This is a genomic window from Haloprofundus halobius, from assembly GCF_020097835.1.
GTDB classification, from domain to species: domain Archaea; phylum Halobacteriota; class Halobacteria; order Halobacteriales; family Haloferacaceae; genus Haloprofundus; species Haloprofundus halobius.
In genome coordinates this window covers 139,705-159,420 of record NZ_CP083666.1, presented here as the reverse complement: position 1 = coordinate 159,420, position 19,716 = coordinate 139,705, and the positions used below count along the sequence as shown (strand labels likewise).

At 64.1% G+C, this 19,716-nt stretch carries 20 protein-coding genes and 1 pseudogene; 9 read left to right on the top strand and 12 right to left on the bottom strand.

Annotated elements, in window-relative coordinates; genetic code table 11:
• Positions 1-4: 4 nt before the first annotated feature.
• Complete coding sequence (locus tag LAQ74_RS00740) at positions 5-499, bottom strand: DUF8159 domain-containing protein (protein ID WP_224333870.1); 495 nt, start codon at positions 497-499, stop codon at positions 5-7.
• 258 nt (positions 500-757) lie between these two features.
• Here LAQ74_RS00740 and LAQ74_RS00735 point away from each other — a divergent pair, with 258 nt between their 5' ends.
• Together LAQ74_RS00735 and LAQ74_RS00730 are read left to right on the top strand one after the other, a co-directional pair.
• Positions 758-2,608, top strand: coding sequence for an ABC transporter ATP-binding protein (locus LAQ74_RS00735; protein ID WP_224337323.1), 1,851 nt, complete (start codon positions 758-760; stop codon positions 2,606-2,608).
• Between the two features lie 376 nt (positions 2,609-2,984).
• Positions 2,985-3,290, top strand: coding sequence for a DUF7344 domain-containing protein (locus LAQ74_RS00730; protein ID WP_224333869.1), 306 nt, complete (start codon positions 2,985-2,987; stop codon positions 3,288-3,290).
• A gap of 113 nt (positions 3,291-3,403) precedes the next feature.
• Here LAQ74_RS00730 and LAQ74_RS00725 read toward each other — a convergent pair whose 3' ends face one another.
• Together LAQ74_RS00725 and LAQ74_RS00720 are read right to left on the bottom strand one after the other, a co-directional pair.
• Complete coding sequence (locus tag LAQ74_RS00725) at positions 3,404-4,987, bottom strand: ArnT family glycosyltransferase (RefSeq protein ID WP_224333868.1); 1,584 nt, start codon at positions 4,985-4,987, stop codon at positions 3,404-3,406.
• A 212-nt stretch (positions 4,988-5,199) separates the two neighbouring features.
• Positions 5,200-6,867: a gamma-glutamyltransferase family protein gene (locus LAQ74_RS00720; RefSeq protein WP_224333867.1), complete on the bottom strand. Its 1,668-nt coding sequence runs from the start codon at positions 6,865-6,867 to the stop codon at positions 5,200-5,202.
• Positions 6,868-6,882: 15 nt separating this feature from the next.
• Between LAQ74_RS00720 and LAQ74_RS00715 the strand changes: the two genes are divergently transcribed.
• Positions 6,883-7,074 carry a hypothetical protein gene (locus LAQ74_RS00715; protein WP_224333866.1) on the top strand — a complete coding sequence of 64 codons (192 nt, stop codon included), beginning with the start codon at positions 6,883-6,885 and terminating at the stop codon, positions 7,072-7,074.
• A gap of 110 nt (positions 7,075-7,184) precedes the next feature.
• On the opposite strand, the pseudogene LAQ74_RS20545 reads toward LAQ74_RS00715, so the two are convergent.
• From LAQ74_RS20545 to LAQ74_RS00705, 3 genes and pseudogenes are all read right to left on the bottom strand, one after another.
• Positions 7,185-7,397 (bottom strand): annotated as a pseudogene (locus LAQ74_RS20545) (ATP-binding protein); the annotation flags it as partial.
• 1 nt (position 7,398) lies between these two features.
• A complete protein-coding gene (locus LAQ74_RS00710; protein WP_224333865.1) occupies positions 7,399-7,923 on the bottom strand; it encodes a PIN domain-containing protein in 525 nt (174 codons plus the stop codon).
• Positions 7,924-8,244: a hypothetical protein gene (locus LAQ74_RS00705; protein WP_224333864.1), complete on the bottom strand. Its 321-nt coding sequence runs from the start codon at positions 8,242-8,244 to the stop codon at positions 7,924-7,926. It lies immediately after the preceding gene.
• 134 nt (positions 8,245-8,378) lie between these two features.
• Between LAQ74_RS00705 and LAQ74_RS00700 the strand changes: the two genes are divergently transcribed.
• Positions 8,379-9,455 carry a TrmB family transcriptional regulator gene (locus LAQ74_RS00700; RefSeq protein ID WP_224333863.1) on the top strand — a complete coding sequence of 359 codons (1,077 nt, stop codon included), beginning with the start codon at positions 8,379-8,381 and terminating at the stop codon, positions 9,453-9,455.
• A 229-nt stretch (positions 9,456-9,684) separates the two neighbouring features.
• Here LAQ74_RS00700 and LAQ74_RS00695 read toward each other — a convergent pair whose 3' ends face one another.
• The 4 genes from LAQ74_RS00695 to LAQ74_RS00680 form a co-directional block, all read right to left on the bottom strand.
• Positions 9,685-10,491, bottom strand: coding sequence for a DUF1801 domain-containing protein (locus LAQ74_RS00695; protein WP_224333862.1), 807 nt, complete (start codon positions 10,489-10,491; stop codon positions 9,685-9,687).
• A gap of 198 nt (positions 10,492-10,689) precedes the next feature.
• Entirely contained in the window at positions 10,690-11,154 is a 465-nt protein-coding gene (locus LAQ74_RS00690) for an ester cyclase (protein WP_224333861.1), read from the bottom strand.
• A 252-nt stretch (positions 11,155-11,406) separates the two neighbouring features.
• Positions 11,407-12,219, bottom strand: a complete 813-nt coding sequence (locus tag LAQ74_RS00685) for a DUF7847 domain-containing protein (protein ID WP_224333860.1) — start codon at positions 12,217-12,219, stop codon at positions 11,407-11,409.
• Between the two features lie 143 nt (positions 12,220-12,362).
• Positions 12,363-12,575 (bottom strand): DUF8141 family membrane protein, encoded by a 213-nt coding sequence (locus LAQ74_RS00680; protein ID WP_425498500.1) that lies wholly within the window; start codon positions 12,573-12,575, stop codon positions 12,363-12,365.
• A 224-nt stretch (positions 12,576-12,799) separates the two neighbouring features.
• Here LAQ74_RS00680 and LAQ74_RS00675 point away from each other — a divergent pair, with 224 nt between their 5' ends.
• Entirely contained in the window at positions 12,800-13,465 is a 666-nt protein-coding gene (locus LAQ74_RS00675) for a hypothetical protein (RefSeq protein WP_224333859.1), read from the top strand.
• A 230-nt stretch (positions 13,466-13,695) separates the two neighbouring features.
• Here LAQ74_RS00675 and LAQ74_RS20540 read toward each other — a convergent pair whose 3' ends face one another.
• Entirely contained in the window at positions 13,696-13,959 is a 264-nt protein-coding gene (locus tag LAQ74_RS20540) for a DUF2270 domain-containing protein (protein ID WP_224337319.1), read from the bottom strand.
• Positions 13,848-14,645 (bottom strand): class I SAM-dependent methyltransferase, encoded by a 798-nt coding sequence (locus LAQ74_RS00665; protein WP_224333858.1) that lies wholly within the window; start codon positions 14,643-14,645, stop codon positions 13,848-13,850. The genes LAQ74_RS20540 and LAQ74_RS00665 overlap by 112 nt, the downstream gene beginning before the upstream one ends.
• Before the next feature lie 160 nt (positions 14,646-14,805).
• On the opposite strand from LAQ74_RS00665, the gene LAQ74_RS00660 reads away from it, so the two are divergent.
• The 4 genes from LAQ74_RS00660 to LAQ74_RS00645 all read left to right on the top strand — a co-directional run bounded on the left by LAQ74_RS00660 (position 14,806) and on the right by LAQ74_RS00645 (position 19,707).
• Positions 14,806-15,507 (top strand): TVP38/TMEM64 family protein, encoded by a 702-nt coding sequence (locus LAQ74_RS00660; RefSeq protein ID WP_224333857.1) that lies wholly within the window; start codon positions 14,806-14,808, stop codon positions 15,505-15,507.
• 78 nt (positions 15,508-15,585) lie between these two features.
• Positions 15,586-15,966, top strand: a complete 381-nt coding sequence (locus LAQ74_RS00655; RefSeq protein ID WP_224333856.1) for a DUF1428 domain-containing protein — start codon at positions 15,586-15,588, stop codon at positions 15,964-15,966.
• Between the two features lie 291 nt (positions 15,967-16,257).
• Positions 16,258-16,863 carry a hypothetical protein gene (locus LAQ74_RS00650; protein WP_224333855.1) on the top strand — a complete coding sequence of 202 codons (606 nt, stop codon included), beginning with the start codon at positions 16,258-16,260 and terminating at the stop codon, positions 16,861-16,863.
• 867 nt (positions 16,864-17,730) lie between these two features.
• Positions 17,731-19,707, top strand: coding sequence for an MGH1-like glycoside hydrolase domain-containing protein (locus LAQ74_RS00645; protein WP_224333854.1), 1,977 nt, complete (start codon positions 17,731-17,733; stop codon positions 19,705-19,707).
• The last annotated feature ends 9 nt before the right edge of the window (positions 19,708-19,716 follow it).

The following is a 19,716-nucleotide window of genomic DNA, read 5'->3' as shown; positions in this document are numbered from 1 at the left end:
GGCTCTACCGTCCCTTTTCCGTCCGCGCGACGGTGTTGACGAGCTCCGTCGAACTCATCTCGTCGTCCAGATAGCTCCGGACCCAGTCGGCGGTGACGTGGTAACTCGTCTGCGGTTCCTCGAAGCGCTCGTCCACCTCGGCGACGAGTCGCGCCCCCTCGCCGTCGTGTTCGACGTGGGTGACGTACTGACTCGTCACCTCGACGAGTTCCTGGTTGTGCTCGTCGATCGACGACGCCGCCGACGCGTACCGGACGACGAGGTCGTCGCCGCGGCGAACCATCTCCTCGACGTCGATGTCGGCGTCGACGAGCAGCCAGCGGAGTTCGCCCGGCGTCGACTCGCCGTCCGCGTTCGGCTCCGCCGTCTCGACCGGTCGTTCGCGTTGGTTCGCGTGCGCGCCCAGCAGACCGACCGCGCTCCCGCCGGCGACGGCGGCCCCGAACCCGCCGAGTAGTTTCCTCCTCGACCAGTTCTCAAATTTGAATTTCTCTCCCATCGTAACGTCTGCTACAGACACCCCCACCAAAAGCGTACTGGCGGCGCGGGCGCGGTCCGGAGGCGCGGAGGAAGCGGCGTGTGGACGGTATCGCCGGGCGAGCCGCCGCGGACACCGTCGCGCAGTTCATGCTCGCTGGGACCGTTGCCTCCGGTAAGGGCGTCTTCGGGCGTCGGCGAGGATATGTCACACGCGATACCACCAGCCAGCGGTGAGTCGGACGTACTCGGAGAGAGTCACAGTCGAGAGACGGACCCGATGGTTCGACTGTTCGCCGACTACGGAAGGGAGGACCGCTGGCTGTTCGCTGTGGGCCTCGTCGCGAGTCTGTTCAGCCGACTCGTCGCGCTCGTCCCCCCGCTGGTGCTCGGCGTCGCCATCGACGCGCTGTTCACCCCAAGCACCGAGACGGCGTACCGCCTGCCCGTCGTCCCCGACGGGTCGCTGCCGGCGACGCCGGAGGGCCAACTGTGGCTCTCGCTCGGCCTCATCGTGGTCGCGTCGATACTGTCGGTCGGGCTCTCGTGGACGCAGGGCGTCTCGCTGTCGCTGTACTCCAACCGCGTCCAGCACGCCATCCGGACCGACACGTACGCGACGATGCAGCGCCTCGACACGGCCTTCTTCGACGACAAACAGACCGGCGAGGTGATGAGTATTCTCAATAGCGACGTCCGGAACCTCCGGGAGTTTCTGGGAACGACGCTCAGCAGCACAGTCCAACTCGTCGTTTCTGCCCTTGGTATCGGCGCCGTGTTGTTCTGGCTCAACGCGCAACTCGCTGCCGTCACGCTCGTCGCGATGCCCGTTCTCGTCGTCTTCACCGTCGCGTTCATGCGGACGATTCGCCCCCGCTACCGGGCGCTGCGGGCGAGCGTCGGCGCGCTCAACACGCGGTTGGAGAACAACCTCTCGGGTATCGAGGTCATCAAGAGCTCCAACACCGAGACGTACGAGGACGGCCGCATCGAGGACGCCTCGTGGGACTACTACCTGAAGACGTGGGCGGTCGCCAAACTGGAGTACTTCTACCAACCGGGGATGGAACTCGCCGCGAACGTGGCGTTCGCCGCGACGTTCGCCATCGGCGGCTACTGGCTCGTCAGCGGGTCGACCGGGCCGCTGGGCGGTCCGGGGCTGCAGGTCGGCGAATTCGTCACGTTCCTGTTCATGACCCAGCGGTTCGTCGACCCGCTGGCGGGCGCGGGCCGCATCGTCAACTCCTACGAGAACGCCCGCGCCTCCGGCGAGCGCATCTTCGGACTCACCGACCTCTCGGTCACCGTCGTCGATAGCGAGCATGCCGTCGACCTCGGGCGCGTCGAGGGGCGCATCGAGTACGATACCGTCTCCTTTGCCTACGAGGAGGGTCGACCTGTGCTCTCGGACGTGAGCTTCGTCGCCGAACCCGGCGAGACGGTCGCGCTCGTCGGCCCCACCGGCGCGGGCAAGTCGACGGCCGCGAAGCTGCTGCTTCGGTTGTACGATGTGACGGAGGGTTCCGTCCGTCTCGACGGCGTCGACGTGCGCGACGCGACGCTCGACAGCCTCCGTCGCGCCGTCGGCTACGTGAGTCAGGACGTCTACCTGTTCGACGGCACAGTCAGGGAGAACCTCACCTACGGCGCGTTCGACGCGACGGAGGCGGAGATGGTTGCAGCCGCGAGAGCCGCCGAGGCCCACGAGTTCGTCACCGAACTCTCCGACGGCTACGACACCCGCATCGGCGAGCGCGGCGTGAAACTCTCCGGGGGCCAACGTCAGCGACTCTCCATCGCGCGCGCGATGCTGCAGGACCCGGACGTGCTCGTTCTGGACGAGGCCACCTCCGCCGTCGACACCGAGACGGAACTGCTCATCCAGCGGGCGCTGGCCCGCCTGACCGAGAACCGGACGACGCTCGTCATCGCGCACCGCCTCTCGACGATTCGCCGGGCCGACCGGATTCTCGTGCTCGAAGGCGGCCGCGTCGTCGAACGCGGCACCCACGACGAACTCGTCTCGCTCGGCGGGTTGTACGCGACGCTGTGGGGCGTGCAGGCCGGCGAGTTCGAGCGACTCGACGAGGCGGCCGTCGCGCGGTTGGTGCGCGAGCACGCTGACGACTGAGATTCCGCGTCACGCCCCCATCTATGCACACGTCGCAAATGGCGCAATCGTAAACGGCGCACTCGGGACGAGGGTCACCCTCCATCGACGCTCGCCACGGTGCCTACTCGACGATAGAGCCGCGTTTCGCACGGAGAATGTAACGACCCTCGGAACGGCTTTTCGGTTCTCGTAGCAGGTGAACGATATCTCCGCTCTCGTCGAGTGGTCCGAGCAAGCCGTACGGTGAGTCCAACCGTCTCTCGAACGACGACGCCTCAGCGCTACGTGACAAATTCCTTTACCTAATTTGTTACGGTAAAGTATTTTTAGGGGTTAGTGTCTCGGCGAAGATGGTCTGTAGAGAGAAACTATGACAAACACGTTGGAAGATCTGTTGAACGAGCAGTCCGAGAACTCGGAGTTGACAGCGGGCGAGCGCCACCAAATCCTCTCCGTGAAGCGGCGTAGAATTCTCCTCGATGTTCTCTCGAACCAGTCGACACCAGTAGAACTCATCAGCGTCGCAACAGCGGTCGCCCGACAGGAAAGCGCCGCTGAGAACGTCACAGAGCGAACGACTCGACGAGTGGCGATCTCACTTCACCACACTCACCTACCCATACTAACTGAACACCAGGTTCTCGATTACGATTCGGAGTCGAACCGCATCGCCGCCGTCACAGTCGATCTCCCTCTCTGAGACGAGCGGAACAGGCGCGCGTCTCCTCCAGCAGTTTCCACAGACGCTCTCCGTCCTTCGTCCTTCGCTCGGTCAACCGACCCCCGACGACCGGGGGTGTCCCGTCTGCTCGGCTACGACTCCGTCGACTCCACGCGGAAGATGACGACACCGTCGTTCTCGTACACCTCTTCGTACCCGTCGGCGCCCATCAGCGACCAAACGAGGTCGTCGCCGCCGTCGGTCCGCTTCCCGCGGAGGACGTAGGTTCCCTTCGGGACGTAGAGGTAGTCGGGTGTGACGTCCGCGTCGTCCAGCGTCTCGGAGACGCAGTCGGCGTCGGGGCACTCCGAAATCGACCGGTAGAGATCTTTCTGCTCGGCGTACGTCTCGGCGCCCTCCCACTCGACGCCCCACAGGCCGACCGTCATCGTCCGCTTGCTCACGTCGGGGAACCACTCGGCGGCGTCGCCGACGACGACGAACGTCGCGTCCTCGGGCGTCTCCTCGCCGACCCACTCCATCGCCGCCACGTCGTCGTCGTCGACGAACTGGGGCGCGATGGAGGGTTCGGCGACGGTCATCGAGTAGCCGACGACGCCGAGGCCGACGACCAGCGTCGCGGCGATGGCGACGCTCGCGACCGTCCGTCGCTTCGGCCGGGGAACGCGCTCTGCGACCGCGGCGCGGACGCGCGGGAGCGCCAGCGCGACGACGCCGAACGTGCCGACGAAGGCGACGAAGCGCGCCTGCTGGAACAGCAGCGCGGCCGCGACGGTCCAGACGCCGAGAAACGGCCGACGGGCGAGAAACAGCGCCGCGGCCAACACGAGCGGAATCACGTGCCACGCCGTGATGGCGAAACCGCCGCCGATGCCGCCGTGGGTCCCCGAGGCGGCGGTGAACACGTCGAGGCCGTGTGTCGAGACGTTCCAGACGAGCCACGGCGTCGCGAGCGCGAACCCGCCGGCGGCGACGACGCCCCCGCGGAGAAAGCCCGCGAGCGACCGGTCCAGCGAGAGCCACAGGATGACGAAACTGCCGACGAAAAACAGCGTGTACGTCGGATGGGTCAGCATGGTCAACCCGAAACAGAGCGAGGAGATGGCGAGCCACCGGCGGTCGTAGCCGGTCGTCTCGACGGCGGCGTAGAGGCGGTAGCCCGCGTAGATGCCGCAGACGGCGAACAGGAACGCCGGGGCGCGGACGACGCCGCCGGCGGTGATGTGCCACTGGAGCACCTTCGGGTTGAGCGCGACGAGCAACCCGACGGCCGTCGCCGCCGGACGGGAGGCGAGCACGTCGCGCGCGAGCAGGTACGTCGGCACCAGATACGCGATGGTGACGAGTCCGGGGAAGAAGCGCGCCAGCGCGAACGGCCCGACGCCGGTCACGTCGCGTATCACGGCGATGACGTAGAACAGCAGCGGCGGGTAGGCGAAGGGGACGCCGTCGACGGTGTAGTAGGGGATGGACTCGGGCGGCAGGTAGCCGTTGGCCGCTATCTGTTCGCCCATCAGGTTGTAGAGCCCCGCGCCGTAGCCGGGGTAAGCGTTCGCCGCGAGGTAGAGAAAGTAGACGGCGACGCCCGCGAGGAGGACGGGCGCGACGTAGCGGGCGTCGGCGCGGGAGAACAGCGCCGCGACCGCACTCGGACGGAGCTCCCGTAGTCCCGAGACGACGCTGGAGTCGTCGGGGTCGCCTACTGGCTGTGTCACGCGATAACACCCCCCGTTCCACGCGAAAGAGGGGGCAGAATACGTAGAGAGGTCACGGTTTCCTCTTCACCCCGGGAAGAAAATATGTTCTCGGTTTCCGACGAGCGATGCAACGTCGCGCGACGGCGTTTGCATCGGGTGAGAAATAGCAATCAGCGTGGCGGAGTTATCGAGACGGTGAAGTGCCGGCTAGCAATCAGCGCGCGTGAGCCTCAGTACCCCAGCGCGTTGCCGTCCTTTCGGGGTTCGGTCGCCGCCGAGAGCACGCCGTCCTGGTTGCGGACGAACTGCGCGCCGCCGAACATCAGCGGTGCGAGAATCCCCACCTCGTGGCCCATCCGGGTGAGCGCCGTCGGGACGCCGGAGTCCGAGAACTCCTCGACGGCGAGTTGGCCGTCCTCGCGGTAGCGCCAGCGCGGGCGGTCCAGCGCCGCCTGAATCGAGAGGTCGTAGTCGACGACGTTCGAGATGACCTGCACGTGGCCCTGCGGCTGCATGTAGCCGCCCATCACGCCGAACGCCGCCCAGTCGTCCTCGCCGAGTTTGGCGACGGCCGGGACGAGGGTGTGGAACGGGCGTTTGCCCGCTTCGAGGTGGTTCGGGTGGTCGGAATCCAAAGAGAACGACGCGCCGCGGTTCTGCAGCGCGATGCCCGTGTCGCCCGCGACGACGCCGGAGCCGAAGCCCGCGAATCGGGAGTTGATATAGGAGACGACGTTGCCCTCGTCGTCGGCGACACAAAGGAGAACTGTGTCGGCGTCCTCGGCCTGCGCGTCGGGAACGCCGAAGCTCACGTCGTGGTTCGCCGTCTCGCCGACCGTCTCGGCGCGTTTCTGCGCCCACCCCTCCGAGGCCAGCGGCGGAATCTCCTCGTACTCGGGGTCGGTGATGTAGCGATGGCCGTCGTGGAACGCGAGCTTCATCGCCTCCGCGAAGTAGTGGACGCGCTCTGCGGAGTCGAGCGGGTGGTCGGCCGCGCCGAGGTCCTCGGCGATGTTGAGCGCTTCGAGCGCGATGAGCCCCTGATTGTTCGGCGGGAGTTCGTAAATTTCGGCGCCGTTGTACGTCGTCGACACCGGCTCGACGAACTCCGGTTCGAAGTCGGCGAGGTCGTCGACGGTCATGAAGCCGCCGAGTTCCTGAATCTCACTCGCTATCGCTTCGGCGATGTCGCCCTCGTAGACGATATCTGCTCCCTCTTCGGCGATGCGCTCCATCGTCGCGCCGAGTTTCGGCAGCGACGCCATATCGCCCGTTTCGGGCGCCTTCCCGTCGAAGAGGTACGCGTCGCGGGCGTGTTCCGACGTGAACAACTCCTCGCCGTGTTTCCACTGCGCGGCGACGACTTCGGTGACTGGGTAGCCGTTGTTCGCGTACTCGATCGCGGGCTGGAGCACCTCGTCGAGCGTCATCCGACCGAGTTCCTCGACCGTCGTCTCCCACCCGCGGGCGGTGCCCGGAACCGTCACCGCGTGCGGGCCGAGAAACGGCATCCCCGCCTCCTCCGCGGAGTCGACGGCGTACCCACGAGACGCGGGGTACCACGACGAACGCGTCTCCTCGTCGGCCTCGGTGATGGCTTCTCTCACCTTCTCGATGCTCGTTCCCGAGGGCGCGCCGCCACAGGAGCGCATCGCGCCGACCTCGTCGTCGGCGGTGCGATAGAGCGCGAACACGTCGCCGCCGAGGCCCGTCGACGTGGGTTCGACGACGTTCAGCGCCGCCGCGGTGGCGACGGCCGCGTCGAAGGCGTTGCCGCCCTCCTGGAGGGTGGTGATACCCGCCTGCGCCGCGAGCGGTTGGCTCGTGGAAACCACGCCGCGGCGACCGTAGACGGTCGACCGGCGGGAGGTGAAACTGTCGAGGTTGCTGGCGTCCATACCACCCCTTGGCAAATGGCCCTCAAAGAGCCACGCGAGTGGGGGGTTCTTGCCGGTGGTGGCTCCCGGTCGAACGTCGTCCGGGCTACGGCGACTGCAATCGCTGAGTCGGTGTCGTCCGACTGTACGAACGGATCGATCGGGGTCGAGCGTAGATCTGATATCGGGATAGCGCTCAAACGCGTCTGTCTTTTCGATCAGATCTGAAAAGCTCATCAACGTTCTCGAGGCTGAACAGCGACCAGTTGTCGTCCAAGTCGTCTTCGAGACCGTCGACGAAACCGCTTTTCGAGAACAGTACGAACCGTTCGTCCCGAGTAGGACGGAAGCGAGTCGTTCTCTTCGACGAGGGAGGGGAATTCGTCGATGACTACCACTAGATCTTCGGCGTGGCGCTTCTCTGCGAGATATTCGAAGGTATCGTCCCAGCCGTCGATTCGCGGAACACGTTCGTCGAAATAGTCAGCGACTTAGTCGACGAACTTCTCACGCTGACGATTCTCAGCTTCCTGCGCCGCGAGAAAATAGACGTCACTTGTCCTCTCGTTGCTGTTGTAGTGTTGCTTTTGTGCGTGCGACGTAGGAGTTTGCAGACCAACTCCGGGCGTCGCTCATCTTCTCGAGGAATTGCTCCGCAGAATCGGGAGAGAGCACGTCGTTCCGCACGAGGGCGGTGAGTAGAATCGGCGTCGTCACGAGACGGGTGTCAGCCAGCGATGCGTGGATAAGTGCGAGCCGGTTGAATTCGTCGCAGAGGAGTTGAACCGCGTTCACTTGGTTCGCCAACGTGACTGCCGCGTTCTCGCCGTCGTCGAGTGGAAACGTTTCGTCCAGTTCGACGAGGCGAACCTCGAACGCGCTCTTGCGATCAAGCACGGCCTGTGCTGCCTCTCCAGAGGCAGCGTCGTAAGATGCTGTTTCCGCCAATTCTTCGAGAACGTGCTCGGGGAGTAGGAGTTCGTGCGACTCAAGGAGTATATCGAGTGGGTTTGCCGTGGTGTCTGCAACGGTTCCTAAACTAACGAGGGCGGAGGTATCAGCGACGATGCGCACCATCTACGTGTCGGCCAACTCTTCGGCTACATCCTCGACGAACGTCTCGCTCAACTGCTGTTTCAGGAGACGGAAATTTGCGGCCTCCTCGTGACCGACGAGAGACTTCAGTTCCTCGAAGGTAATATCGCCGTCGTAGTACGCTTCTGCGACCTCCTGCTTCACGTCATCAGAGTGTGCTGCGTCCCGGAGATACTCGCGGAGGGCAGCGATGAGAATGTCCGTCCGGTCTGTCTCGAACACCGCTGCGAGAGTGTCAGCCCGATCTACCAACCCTCTCGGCGCTCGGAACTGAACGCGCTTCTTCTCCGATTCGGAACTCATGTGTGTACACTGTGAGTGCGTCGATAAAAATACTTGTCTCGTCCAGTCGTCGTCGAGCCCTCGATTCGCCCGTCAGCACACCGAAACACCGCAACACCGAAAGCGTCCGGGCGCCCTCTATCCGGTATCCGAGCATGGACACCGACCAACTCCGTTCGACGCTGGAGCGGACCGGACTCACCCAGTACGAGGCCGAGGCCTACATCGCGACGGTCGAACTCGGCAGCGCACCCGCGACCGAGATCGCCGACGCCTGCGGCGTGCCGCAGGCGCGCATCTACGACGTCCTCCGCAACTTGGAGAGCGAAGGCTACATCGAGACGTACCAACAGGGCAGTCTCCACGCCCGCGCGCACGACCCCTCGGCGGTCGTCGACGACCTGCAGGCGTACGCGGAGACGGTGACGAGCGCGGCCACCGAGATTCGCCAGCGGTGGGAGCGCCCGACCGTCGAGAACCACCGCGTGAGCGTGCTCAAACCGCTGTCGTCCATCTTCGACCGCGCGCGCGAAGCCATCGAAGGCGCCGAGAACGAACTCCAGTTGGCGGTGACGCCCCCGCAGTACGACCTGTTCCGCGACGCGCTCGCGGCCGCCGTCGACCGCGGCGTCGTCGTCAAACTCACCCTCACGCCCGAGCAGTCCCCGGACGCGAGCGTCGACGACCGCGTGTTCGACTTCGCGGGCGTGGCGTCGGAGGTCCGCCTCCGCACGCTGCCGACGCCGTTTCTCGTCCTCGCCGACCGCACGCACGTCTGTTTCGCGCCCGAAGCGCCGCTGCACCCGAACCACGAGTACGGCGTGCTCGCCAACGACTACTCGCTGTCGCGTATCTTCGACGCGCACTTCCAGACGGCCTTCTGGGAGACGTGGGAGACGCTGTACTCCGCGCGCGACGGTTCGCTGCCGGCGACGTACACGAACATCCGCGAGTGCATCCGCGACATCCGCGAGGACGTCGAGGCGGACCGCGAAGTGACGCTCACCGTGAGCGGGAAGAGTCGAACCGGTCGCGAGGAGCGCGAACTCACCGGCTGGGTCGCCGAGGTGAACTACGTCGCGGGCGACGACGACCGCCCGCTGTTGGAGAGCTTCATCGAGGCGGCGACGCTCGAACTCGACACCGGCGACGAGGTGGTCAGCGTCGGCGGGTGGGGCGCGCTGGTCGAGGATATCGAGGGGCAACGGTTCGTCGTCGAGAGCGTCGTGTGAGGGTGATCGCCGCACTCGACCCGACGCCCCGAAGACGGCCGTCCGAACGCGTATAGAAAGGACAAGGCTCACACCTCACCGTTCACGGCGGGGAGGATGTCAATGGAGTCGTGAGCCGGATTCTGTAGAGATGACCAGGACGGATCGCGAAAACGACGAGAGAGGCGTCGAGGTCGTTCGCGGTGAGATTCGTGGCCGCCTTACGGGTATCGCACAGGCGCGGGCTTTCTCACCAGCCCATCCCCGGCTTGTCGGCGGCCTGCCGAACCCAGGAAGCGACCTGGTCCTCGTCCAGCGCGTCCGTCTTCTTCAGGTCCAAGGCTTGTCTATCCGGACCCGTTCCACCGGGTGGCTTCGGCTCGAGGTACGATTCGCACACGAACGACAGTTTCACGTGTTTCGAGAACGCGCTGAACGACGCGAACCATCCTTGACCCTCGACACCATAGAACGGTATGTGCCACTTCACGGCGCGGCGCACGTGGGGCACTTCGCGTTCGATGATCTCGTCGAATCGTGTCGCGACCTCCCCCTTCCAACCCGGCAGCGCTGCGATGTACGCCTTCACCGCTGCCGCTCCATCGGCATCATCTGTCCTCCGCGCCGCCTGGTACCGTTTCCCTCGTTCCTCCCATTCCCGCCGCGTCGGAACCTGCTCCGACAGCTCGATCTCTCCGAAGTCCTCGTCGGAGATAGTTTCCTCTCCCGCTCTGCCTGATACTGCGGTCACGACCAAGATCGGGTCTGGCTCGTCGGACCTCGATAGCAGGTCGAAGTCCAGCCGCAACGTCTCTCCCCGCCAGTGGCGAGCGAAGCCCACCCAGCCGTTGGGGTGGTCGTCCCGGGTGTCTTTCTCAAGTCGGAAAAAACCCATCAAGGCTGGAATGATGTCGGCGCCCCACTGGAGGCCCTTTTCCGGATCCGTGAAACGAATCCCCTCGTCGTGGGCTGCGTGGTAGGTGGGTGACCTGATTGCTCGGTTCGCCGCCACGAGTTCGGAGATTCGCTGAATCGTAATCGGACTGGGTACGCGCATAATCTTTCAGTCATATGTTATATGAGTACATCAACATTCCGCTGGTCGTGGGCTCGAGGACTCCTCGGTCTCGTCGTTCCACGTGGACCAGTCGATTCCGTCGTCCGGTCCTGCAGAGAGGCCCCCGCGTGTGACGGCACTCGAAACGACGAGATGTCTCGTGGTTACGGTCTGATTTTGAAAAGAGAGGAGAGTCAGCTAGTGCTCCCCCGAGGGCGTTTCCGCGGAGAACAGGTCTTCGGGAACAGCCCCGATCTGCACGAGCATCGGCAGCATGCCGACCTCCTGCCACGTCTCGGCGAGTTTACCGTCCTCGAAACGGTCAATCTCGATGCCGGTGATAGTCACCTCCTCGTTCGTCGGCTCGATGCCGGCCATCTCCCCGACGTGCGTGCCGGTCTGCTTCCAGCGAATCGCGACGTGGTCGTCGGCCGGGATGAGCTGTTCGATCTCGAGACGTCCGTCGATGACGCCGGAGCCCATCTCTACTATCTGTCGAAAGCCCTCGCGGCCGCTGGGCCACTCGGTCTCTTCCGGCATCGATGGGTCATGGAGGACGTAATCCTCGGCGACGAGTTCATCGATGACCTCGTAGTTCTCGTTTTGCCATATCTCCTCGAAAATCCGTCTGGCGATCGCCTCAGTGTCTTGTTGTGCGCTCATGTTCTCTCACCCCGTGACGGGCGTAGGAGAACTCAGCACCGGTCGCTAAGTAACGAGTAGTGTGCTACTGGAGGCCGTGACTTTCCGCCTACAAAAGCCGTCTTTCGCCGTCCGGCGTATCTACGATCTACGACTGGAAGCGAGAGTGACTGCGAACATCGGCCGTTCGCAGGTCCGATAGAGACGGCGCTCGCGCAGTACGCGTCGGGCCTGAAAAGAGCGTTCAGCGTGTTCGAGACGGTATCCGACGGTTCAGAGAGTCGTCGCTTGCTCCGGGCTGTTCCGATGGTCGCGAATCTCCTCGTAGAACGCGACCGAGTACACCGCGAACAGACTCCCGACGACTGCGGTGACGACGGTGCTGACCACGACCTGTCCGAGGGCGCTGGTCAGCGGAGGCTGTGCAGGCATGGTGCCTGGAGCCGACTGCGGCAGCAGGAGGAACTGCGCCGCGACGACGGCGACGACGACCGCGAGGGAACCGGCTATCGTGAGGAGGAAGTAGCCGGTCGTGCTCAGGAGGTTCCGTCTGACGAGGCCGACGCTTCCTTTGATCCCCGAGACGGCACCGGCGTCGTTCAGGACGATCTCGTGGCTGTAGAACTGGATGAAGAACGCGAACACGAGGTAGACGAGGCCGACGACGAGGACGACGCCGACGGCGACCACCAGGCCGTTCTGGCTGCCGGTCCCGATGGAGAAGATCCCGGCGAACACGGCGGCGAAGACGACGAGCATCAAGACGAGGACGACACCCGTCATCGCGAGGTACGCGACGAGCAGGGAGACGTAGTTCTCCTTGCCGGCCTGGACGAACGTTCCGAGTCTCGTCCGGTTTCTGAGCGCCTCGTCGGCCATTCCGATCATCCCGCCCTGGAAGAACGGGACGCCGAAGAGGTACACCAGGGTAAAGATCAGCGAGATGACGATCGAGACGGTTGAGTTCAGGTACTGTGCGAGCGTCTGTGGTGCCTGCAGGAGACCGACGAATCCGAGCAACGCGACGAGTATCGGATTTCGGGCCAACGCACCGGGCACTTTTCGGAGGGCATTCAGGACGGCCATCCCTTGGATATCTAACTATACACCGGATAATGGTTGCGGTGAACTGACGAGTTACCGCGGTCGAACACCGGCTTTTGAGTACAGCGAGCGGTGACGCTGTGAGTGACCGCGCCCCGCGCTCGGCGCCCCACGTGAGCGGCGACTCAGGCGTCCTTGCTCTGCCGCATCACGTGCCAGGACATCGGGAAACTCGCCGCGACGAGGCCGTAGACGCCGCCCATCAGCGGGTCGACGCCCAGAGCGGGGGCGAGCAGATACCCGGAGACGAATCCGAGCGGGTCGAGGACGAGCGCGAGGGCAACAATCTGTACCGAGAAGGACTTCGACTCGAACCACCGCGAAAGGTCGCGTATCATGGAGGGATACCAACTGGTTTCGGTGACAGTATTTAACTCTACTCGACTGGTGTGAGACTTCGGCGGGCTCTCGGGTGCGCAGGCGTGCCGTAGTCGCGGATGCCGCCGTGAGGCGGTCGGGGATGCCACCGCGAGGCGGAGCTCGTCGGTGGTCGGATATGCGGCGCTACCGCCGTAGCGTGACGAACCTCTGTACTTATGTCACGAGGGTGTAACTACCGGGTATGGTCCGCCGCCGCTTCCTCCCGTCGCTGGTCGCCTTGCTAACGGTCGTCCCGACACCGGTTCTCGCACAGGCCGGTGTCGAAACGCCGGCCGCCGGGTCGTGGCTCGTCGACCTCGTCATGGTCGTCTTCCTCTTGGCTCTCATCACCGCGTTCTCCGCCGCGTTCGCCGTCGCCCTCGCGATCCCCGTGTTGCTCGTCTCGGAGTTCGTCTACGCGGACTCGTACGTCCGCGACCTGGAGCGACGAATCTACGACGTCCCCGTCCGCTCCGGACTCCTCGGAATCGCGGCCACGCTCGTCGGCATCACCGGATTCGTCCTGTTCGCAATCGTGGTGATGCTGCTCACGGAGTTCGGCGTTCCCGACCCCGTCGGCCTCGTCGTCGCGGTTCCGGTCCTCGCCGGCGTGCTGTTCTTCTACGTCGGGTCGACGGTCGGGACGGTCGTTCTCGGATCGTATCTGCTCCGACGGGTCGCGAGCGGCGAGTCGAATCTCTGGCTCGCGCTCGTCGTCGGTGCGGTCATCGCCAATATCCCACTTCTCGGCTTCTTCCTCTCGCTTCCCGCCCTCTTCGTCAGTATCGGCGCGATGGTCGACCGATGGTGGAGCAATCGACGAGACGGTTCGTCAGGCCCCGGTCCCCGGCGGTCCGTCGACGGGTGAACGCTCATCGAGGCCATGCGACGAAATCAGTACTTCACCTCGGTGTGATACAGCACACGTCGGTCGAAAATCTCACTCTCGTTTCCACTTCCCCGGCTTTTCACCGTGTATCTCTTCCGTTGCTTCGCGGCCGTTCGGCCAGAAAGCGACAACCGCGATACAGAGATACACGACGAACAGCACACCTGCGACCACCGTTGCCGGGAAACCGGGAACGCTGCTGCATCGGATCACGCAGTTTGAGGCGTCAAGATGGTGATTTTGACGACCCACGTGAGACCGGCGATGACGAACAGGAGGCCGTATACTCGACGCAGGCGTCGAGAGAGCGCTTCGAACGTCGATACTGCGGAATTCGGATATCGAAGGTCATCAAGGCCGGTTACGCCGGTTTTCGACCGGCTAAGACTATGTAGTCTATGTAGGGCTGCACCCGCCGCACTCGGGGGAGCATCCCGGCCATCTGCCTCAGATACGTCGGGTGGGTCAACAATCGCCCGAGTATAGTGAGGAAGCCGGAGAGGCCTTCATCGCGGATTATGTAGCCGGGGCCGATGAACTCTGCAGGACCACTCACGTATTCGATGTCCGAGAGACCAGCGTTACGATACAGCCCTACCCACCCTTCGGGTTCCTCCAAGCCGAAGCCGGGGAAGAGTTCTTGGCTGCTCTGGATGATCTCGTCCGGCGCTCCCCGGGTGAAATACGCCTCGTGATCGATGACTAACCCGCCCGGCTTACACACCCGGACCACCTCCCTCGCCGCTTGGGCACGGTCCACAAACATGACGACCGATTCGATAATGACCCGATCGAATGTATCGTCGGAAAACTCCAGTTCAAGGATGTCGCCCTGGTGAACCGTGACCGAATCCTGCAGTCCAGCGGCGCGTACGTTGGTTGCCGCGCGTTCGATCACCGACGGCGCGATGTCGACTGCCGTCACCTGACAGCCGAAACGCTGGGCGATCTCGATGGCCGTGGTTCCGACGCCACAGCCAGCGTCCAGAACGTGCTGGTCCGGTTCGAGATGGGCCAACTCGAGCAGTTGTTCGGTGGACGGACCTCCACCGACGTGGAGTACTTTCTTGCCGAGGTTCGCTAACAGTCCCGCCCAATCGATTGCAGCCGATTCAGTTTCCGTAAGTTCCCGAGGGGGGACATGCTGCTCGTCCGGCATCGTCTTCGGGGGCATAACTCGCAAGCTATAGCTAGGTTTCAGGGCACGATAGTCTTTGCGAGACATACTCTATCACACCATAACGCTTCTTCATCGTATCGAACTCTAACAGATGACCGGGAGAATCCTCAAGGTAACGAGGTTACACGTTCGAAGCGAGATGCAGATATTCTCGTCGTCTGATGCGCGGAAACGTGGGTTCCTCGTCGCCGTTCTCGTCTCGATTGCGTTCGTTCTCCTCTACCTGTTGGTCCACCGATACGCGCCGTTCGTCTTCCGCCCCGACGAACTCCGCGCGTGGATCGATCAGTTCGGCTTTCTCGCCCCGGTCGTGTTCGTCCTCGTCCAGGTCGTTCAGGTAGTCGTCGCGCCGATTCCGGGGCAGGCCGTCGCGCTCGTCGCCGGCTACCTCTTCGGTCCGGTCGCCGGTACGGTGTACAGTATCACGGGCGTTCTCATCGGGAGCGCAATCGCGTTCCTGCTCGCGGACCGATACGGGCGGACGTTCGTCGAAGACGTGCTCCACGAGGACGTCGTCGCTCGCTTCGACGAGTTCGTCGAGCGAGTCGGGTTTCCGGGTCTCGTCGTGTTCGTCGTCATCCCCGGGCTCCCGGACGACGCTGTGTGCTTTCTCGCCGGACTCACCAAATGGCGGCTCCGAACGTTCATGGTCGCTATCGCCATCGGACGCCTCCCGGCGTACGTCCTCACCGTCTACGCCGGCGGCAAACTGGCGAGCGGCGAGTTCCTCGAGGGGATCGTGATCATCGGGAGCCTGATCGTTGCCTCCGCCATCGGCTACTACAAACGTGAGGCGATACGGGACGTGGTAGGCCGCCTGTGGAAGCGCACTCCACCCTGAGGGGCGAGGATTCCCGTGGTGAGATATATCTCGGTTGGCGCAAAAAAAGTTCAACTCCCGTCCCGTCCTCCCCGAGGTATGGAACGGTACGTCGACGGATTCGTCATCCCGATTGCGAACGACAAGCTCGATGCCTACCGCGAGATGGCCAGCGAGGCCGGTAAGCTCTGGATCGAACACGGCGCTCTCGAATATTTCGAGGGAGTCGGAGACGACATGGAGCCCGACATGGACGGCATACCGATAGTGACCTTCCCACAGCTCGCCGAAACCGGGGACGACGAAACGGTCGTGTTCTCGTTTATCGTGTTCGAGTCGCGGGAACACCGCGACGAGGTGAACGCGAAGGTGATGGAAGATCCCGCGATGGACCCGGACAGCTACGATTCGGAGATGCCGTTCGACCCCGAGCGCATGGCCTACGGCGGCTTCCGCTCCATCGTCAACTACGAGGGGTGACGAAAGAGGCCTATCGAAGGGTGAGTCGGCTCGGGCCACGCCGTTCAGTTCGATACGGCTTCCGGTGACGGGGAATTCGCAACCGGTGTCTCCTTCGAACGACGCCCGCTGTCTCTCGCAGGTCCCAACTGTCCTTCCGAGAACGTGTCCCGAAGAGCGTGCGAAAGCGAGAGGTTGTGGACAGCACAACAGGCGACGTCTCTTCGGTCGAATCGACTGAACTTTCGGTTTGCTTGCTGTACGTCGTCAACCTTAGATATATCTGAAGCCATCTAGAGACGATGAGCGATCATGAGCACCGACAGAGTTCTGAGACTGATTTCTCGGACTATCGACGGAGTAGAAACGCTCGTTAACACCGAGTCGGGGGAGATATTCATCGACGTCCCCGCCGCGACTCCGCAGTACATCCGTGTCGAAGAAGGCGACACGATCCAGGAAGGGGACACCCGTTCACGAACGGAGAGGGAACTCGAATCACCGACCCTCAGAAAGTGGACGGTAGAGAGGATCGGACGGGGGACGGTTGTCGGGACGGATATCGAAACGGGTGAGCGGCGCGAATGGGAGCGTGAGTCGCTCGAAAAGCAACTCGCGATCGGCGGGCTTAGCACGAATCTCACGAGCTTCGACCGGATGAACGTGACTGGAGGGGCGAAGAGCCCGGGTCACCGAGGAGAGACGGGCGAGGAATCTCTTATCGTGGTCCTGTACGGAAACGATGCCCGGAGATTCATTCAGACGTACCGCGTCGTCGACGACGAGTCCGGCGGTGGCGAACGTCGCGTCGAACTGATGGAACCCGATGAGCGTGTCGAATCCTTCGACCCCGACCTCCGGAAGCGGTTCGATCGAGCGGTCGAGCAGGCGCTGCAGACTGAGGGATACGTGATCTGACTCTCGCATCCACGCTTCGCGCTCGGAACTGCAGAGTTGGCTCGAAACTCCGCTGTGGGTAGTTGTCTCGCCCTCGCGTGAGATGCCGTCTCTAGCCCCGAAATCACCTGTCAGATTCGAGACAAACGAACGTCTGGACCGCCGCCAGCCCCGTTCCGCGATTTCGAGACGTCGCCGTGACGCGTGAGGACGGCCGGCGGGACGGACACGAGTTCTATCGGCCGCCGGACCGAGACGCGACAGTCGCGTCTCTCTGGGCGAGAGACCGGGTCGCAAACGCGGATTCGGAACGGTTCACATCCGAACGAAGCGGTACGACCGACCGCTCTCGGCGCTCGTGAAGGAGCGAACTCGCCCCACAGTAAAATCGCCGGCTCCGTCGAGAGACGCCGTCGATGATTCCCGAGAAGGAGTCAGAAAACCACGCGAGAGAGAAGGCGTGCACAGCAAACGGCGGTCGACGAGTCCTGTGAGAACGTGTGTCTGTCAGAAACCGGTAGAAAGCTATTTCTCCGCTGTGAGCATCTGAGTGGCAGGGGAAACCGGCGTATTGTCGGCCTCAAAACGCATGACTGAGAAACGTCTACACGATGGAAACGAACCGACTGTGTTCGCAAGATGCACCGATTGCGAGAACATCTATCCCGCACAAGAGATGACGAACGGGAACTTCCGTCCGGTCGGGACAGACGGGTCGTGCAACTGTGGGAACGAAGAGTTCGAACGCTTCGAATAGAGACCAGTCTCGCGTCTTTTCGGACTCGATTCGTCCTGCAAACTCCACACTCATAAACATTCAGGATCCCTCACTACTGGAGTAGTGTGAACCGAGACGTATAACTGAGGCCCGACCGCATCACCCGATAGATGAAGACAGACAGCACGGTGGCGAACGGCTCGACGTTCCTCGTGACCGATGAGGACGGCGTTCCGACGCGCGGCCACGACGGCTTCTACCACCGGGACACGAGACGGCTCGACAGCTACCGACTCGGCGCGACCGGCCGGACGCTCGAACCGCTCGAACTGGTCGACGTCCGCCCCGCCGAGCGACTCGTCCACCTCGCGACGCCGCTGGAGCGCGGCGCGCGGTCGCTGCAACTGAGTCGCCGACAGTTCGTCACCGACGGGCTCTACGAGTCCGTCCGCGTCACGAACCTCACGCGCGACCCCCGGTCTGAGACGCTCGAACTCGCTGTCGGTACCCGGTTCGACGACCTGTTCGAGGTGCGCGGCTTCGAGGGCAACGAACTCTGCGAACGCGACATCGACGTCGAACTCCACGAGAACGGCGCGACGTTCGCCTACGACGCCGACGACGCCGACGATGTCGACGACATCGACTTCGCCGCGCGGGTCTCGGTGGTCGTGAGCCGCGACGCGGCCGTGAGCGTCGACACGGCCGACGGCCGCGTGGACGCGACACTGTCGATTCCGCTCGACCTCGATGCGGGGGAGACGCGCGAAATCTCGCTCGCAGTGACGACGGACGGGCCCGCCGCAGAGCCCGATGCGGCCGCCGACGCCGCGCGCGATGCGGTCCGCGAGCGCGAGCGCGAGTGGAACGAGGCGACGACGCTCGACGACGTCCCCGAGGGCTGGGAATCGGTGCTGGAGGAGAGCCGCGAGAACCTCCTCGAGTTGCGTCTCGACACCGACTACGGCCCGATGCTCGCCGCGGGCGTCCCGTGGTTCGCGACGGCGTTCGGCCGCGACTCGCTCATCGCCGCCTACCAGTCGCTCGGCCTCTCGACGGAGTTAGCGAAGGGGACCTGTCGCTACCTCGCCGCCCACCAAGTAGCGGAAGTCGACGCGTTCCGCGACGCCGAGCCGGGGAAGATCCTCCACGAGGTCCGCTACGGCGAACTCGCCGCCCGCGGCGAGGTGCCGCACTCGCCGTACTACGGCACCGTCGACGCCACGGCGCTGTTCGTCGTCCTCGTCCACGAGACGTGGAAGCGAACCGGCGACGACGCCTTCGCCGAGGAGCTGCGCCCGCACGTCGAGCGCGCGCTCGACTGGCTCGACGAGTACGGCGACCGCGACGACGACGGCTTTCTCGAATATCCGACCGACGGCGGCGACGGCAGCCTCACCCATCAGGCGTGGAAGGACAGCGGCGACGGCATCATGCACCCCGACGGCGAGCATCCGGAGGGGCCGCTCGCGGTCGCCGAGGTACAGGGGTACGCCTACGACGCCAAGCGCCGCGCCGCCGACCTCGCACGCCGCGCGGGCGACGAGGAACGTGCGGCCGAACTGGCGCGCGAGGCCGCCGACCTCGAGGAGGCGTTCGACGAGGCGTTCTGGCTCCCCGAGGAAGAGTGCTACGCCGTCGCGCTCGACGGCGAGAAGGAACAGGTCGCGTCGGTGACGACGAACGCCGGCCACTGTCTGTGGAGCGGCATCGTCCCCGAGGCGCGCGCGGACGCGCTCGTCGACCGCCTCGTCGCCGACGACATGTTCACCGGGTGGGGCATCCGGACGCTCGCGGCGAGCCACGACGTCTACAACCCCCAGAGCTACCACCTCGGCAGCGTCTGGCCGCACGACAACTCGCTGGTCGTCCTCGGGATGGCCCGCTACGGCCGCGTCGACGCCGCTCGAAAGGTCGCCGAGGGACTCGTCGACGCCGCCGAAGAGCGGGGCAACGACCGCCTGCCCGAACTGTTCGCCGGCTTCGAGCGCGAACAGACCGAGGTTCCGGTCTCCTACGGCGAGGCCTGTGAACCGCAGGCGTGGGCCGCGGCCGCGCCGCTGGCGTTCCTGCAGGCCGTCGCGGGAAGCGTCGCAGAAGTTCCGGACGAACCGGATTCGCGGGACGCGCCGACGCCGAGTTCGTAGGGTTCGAGA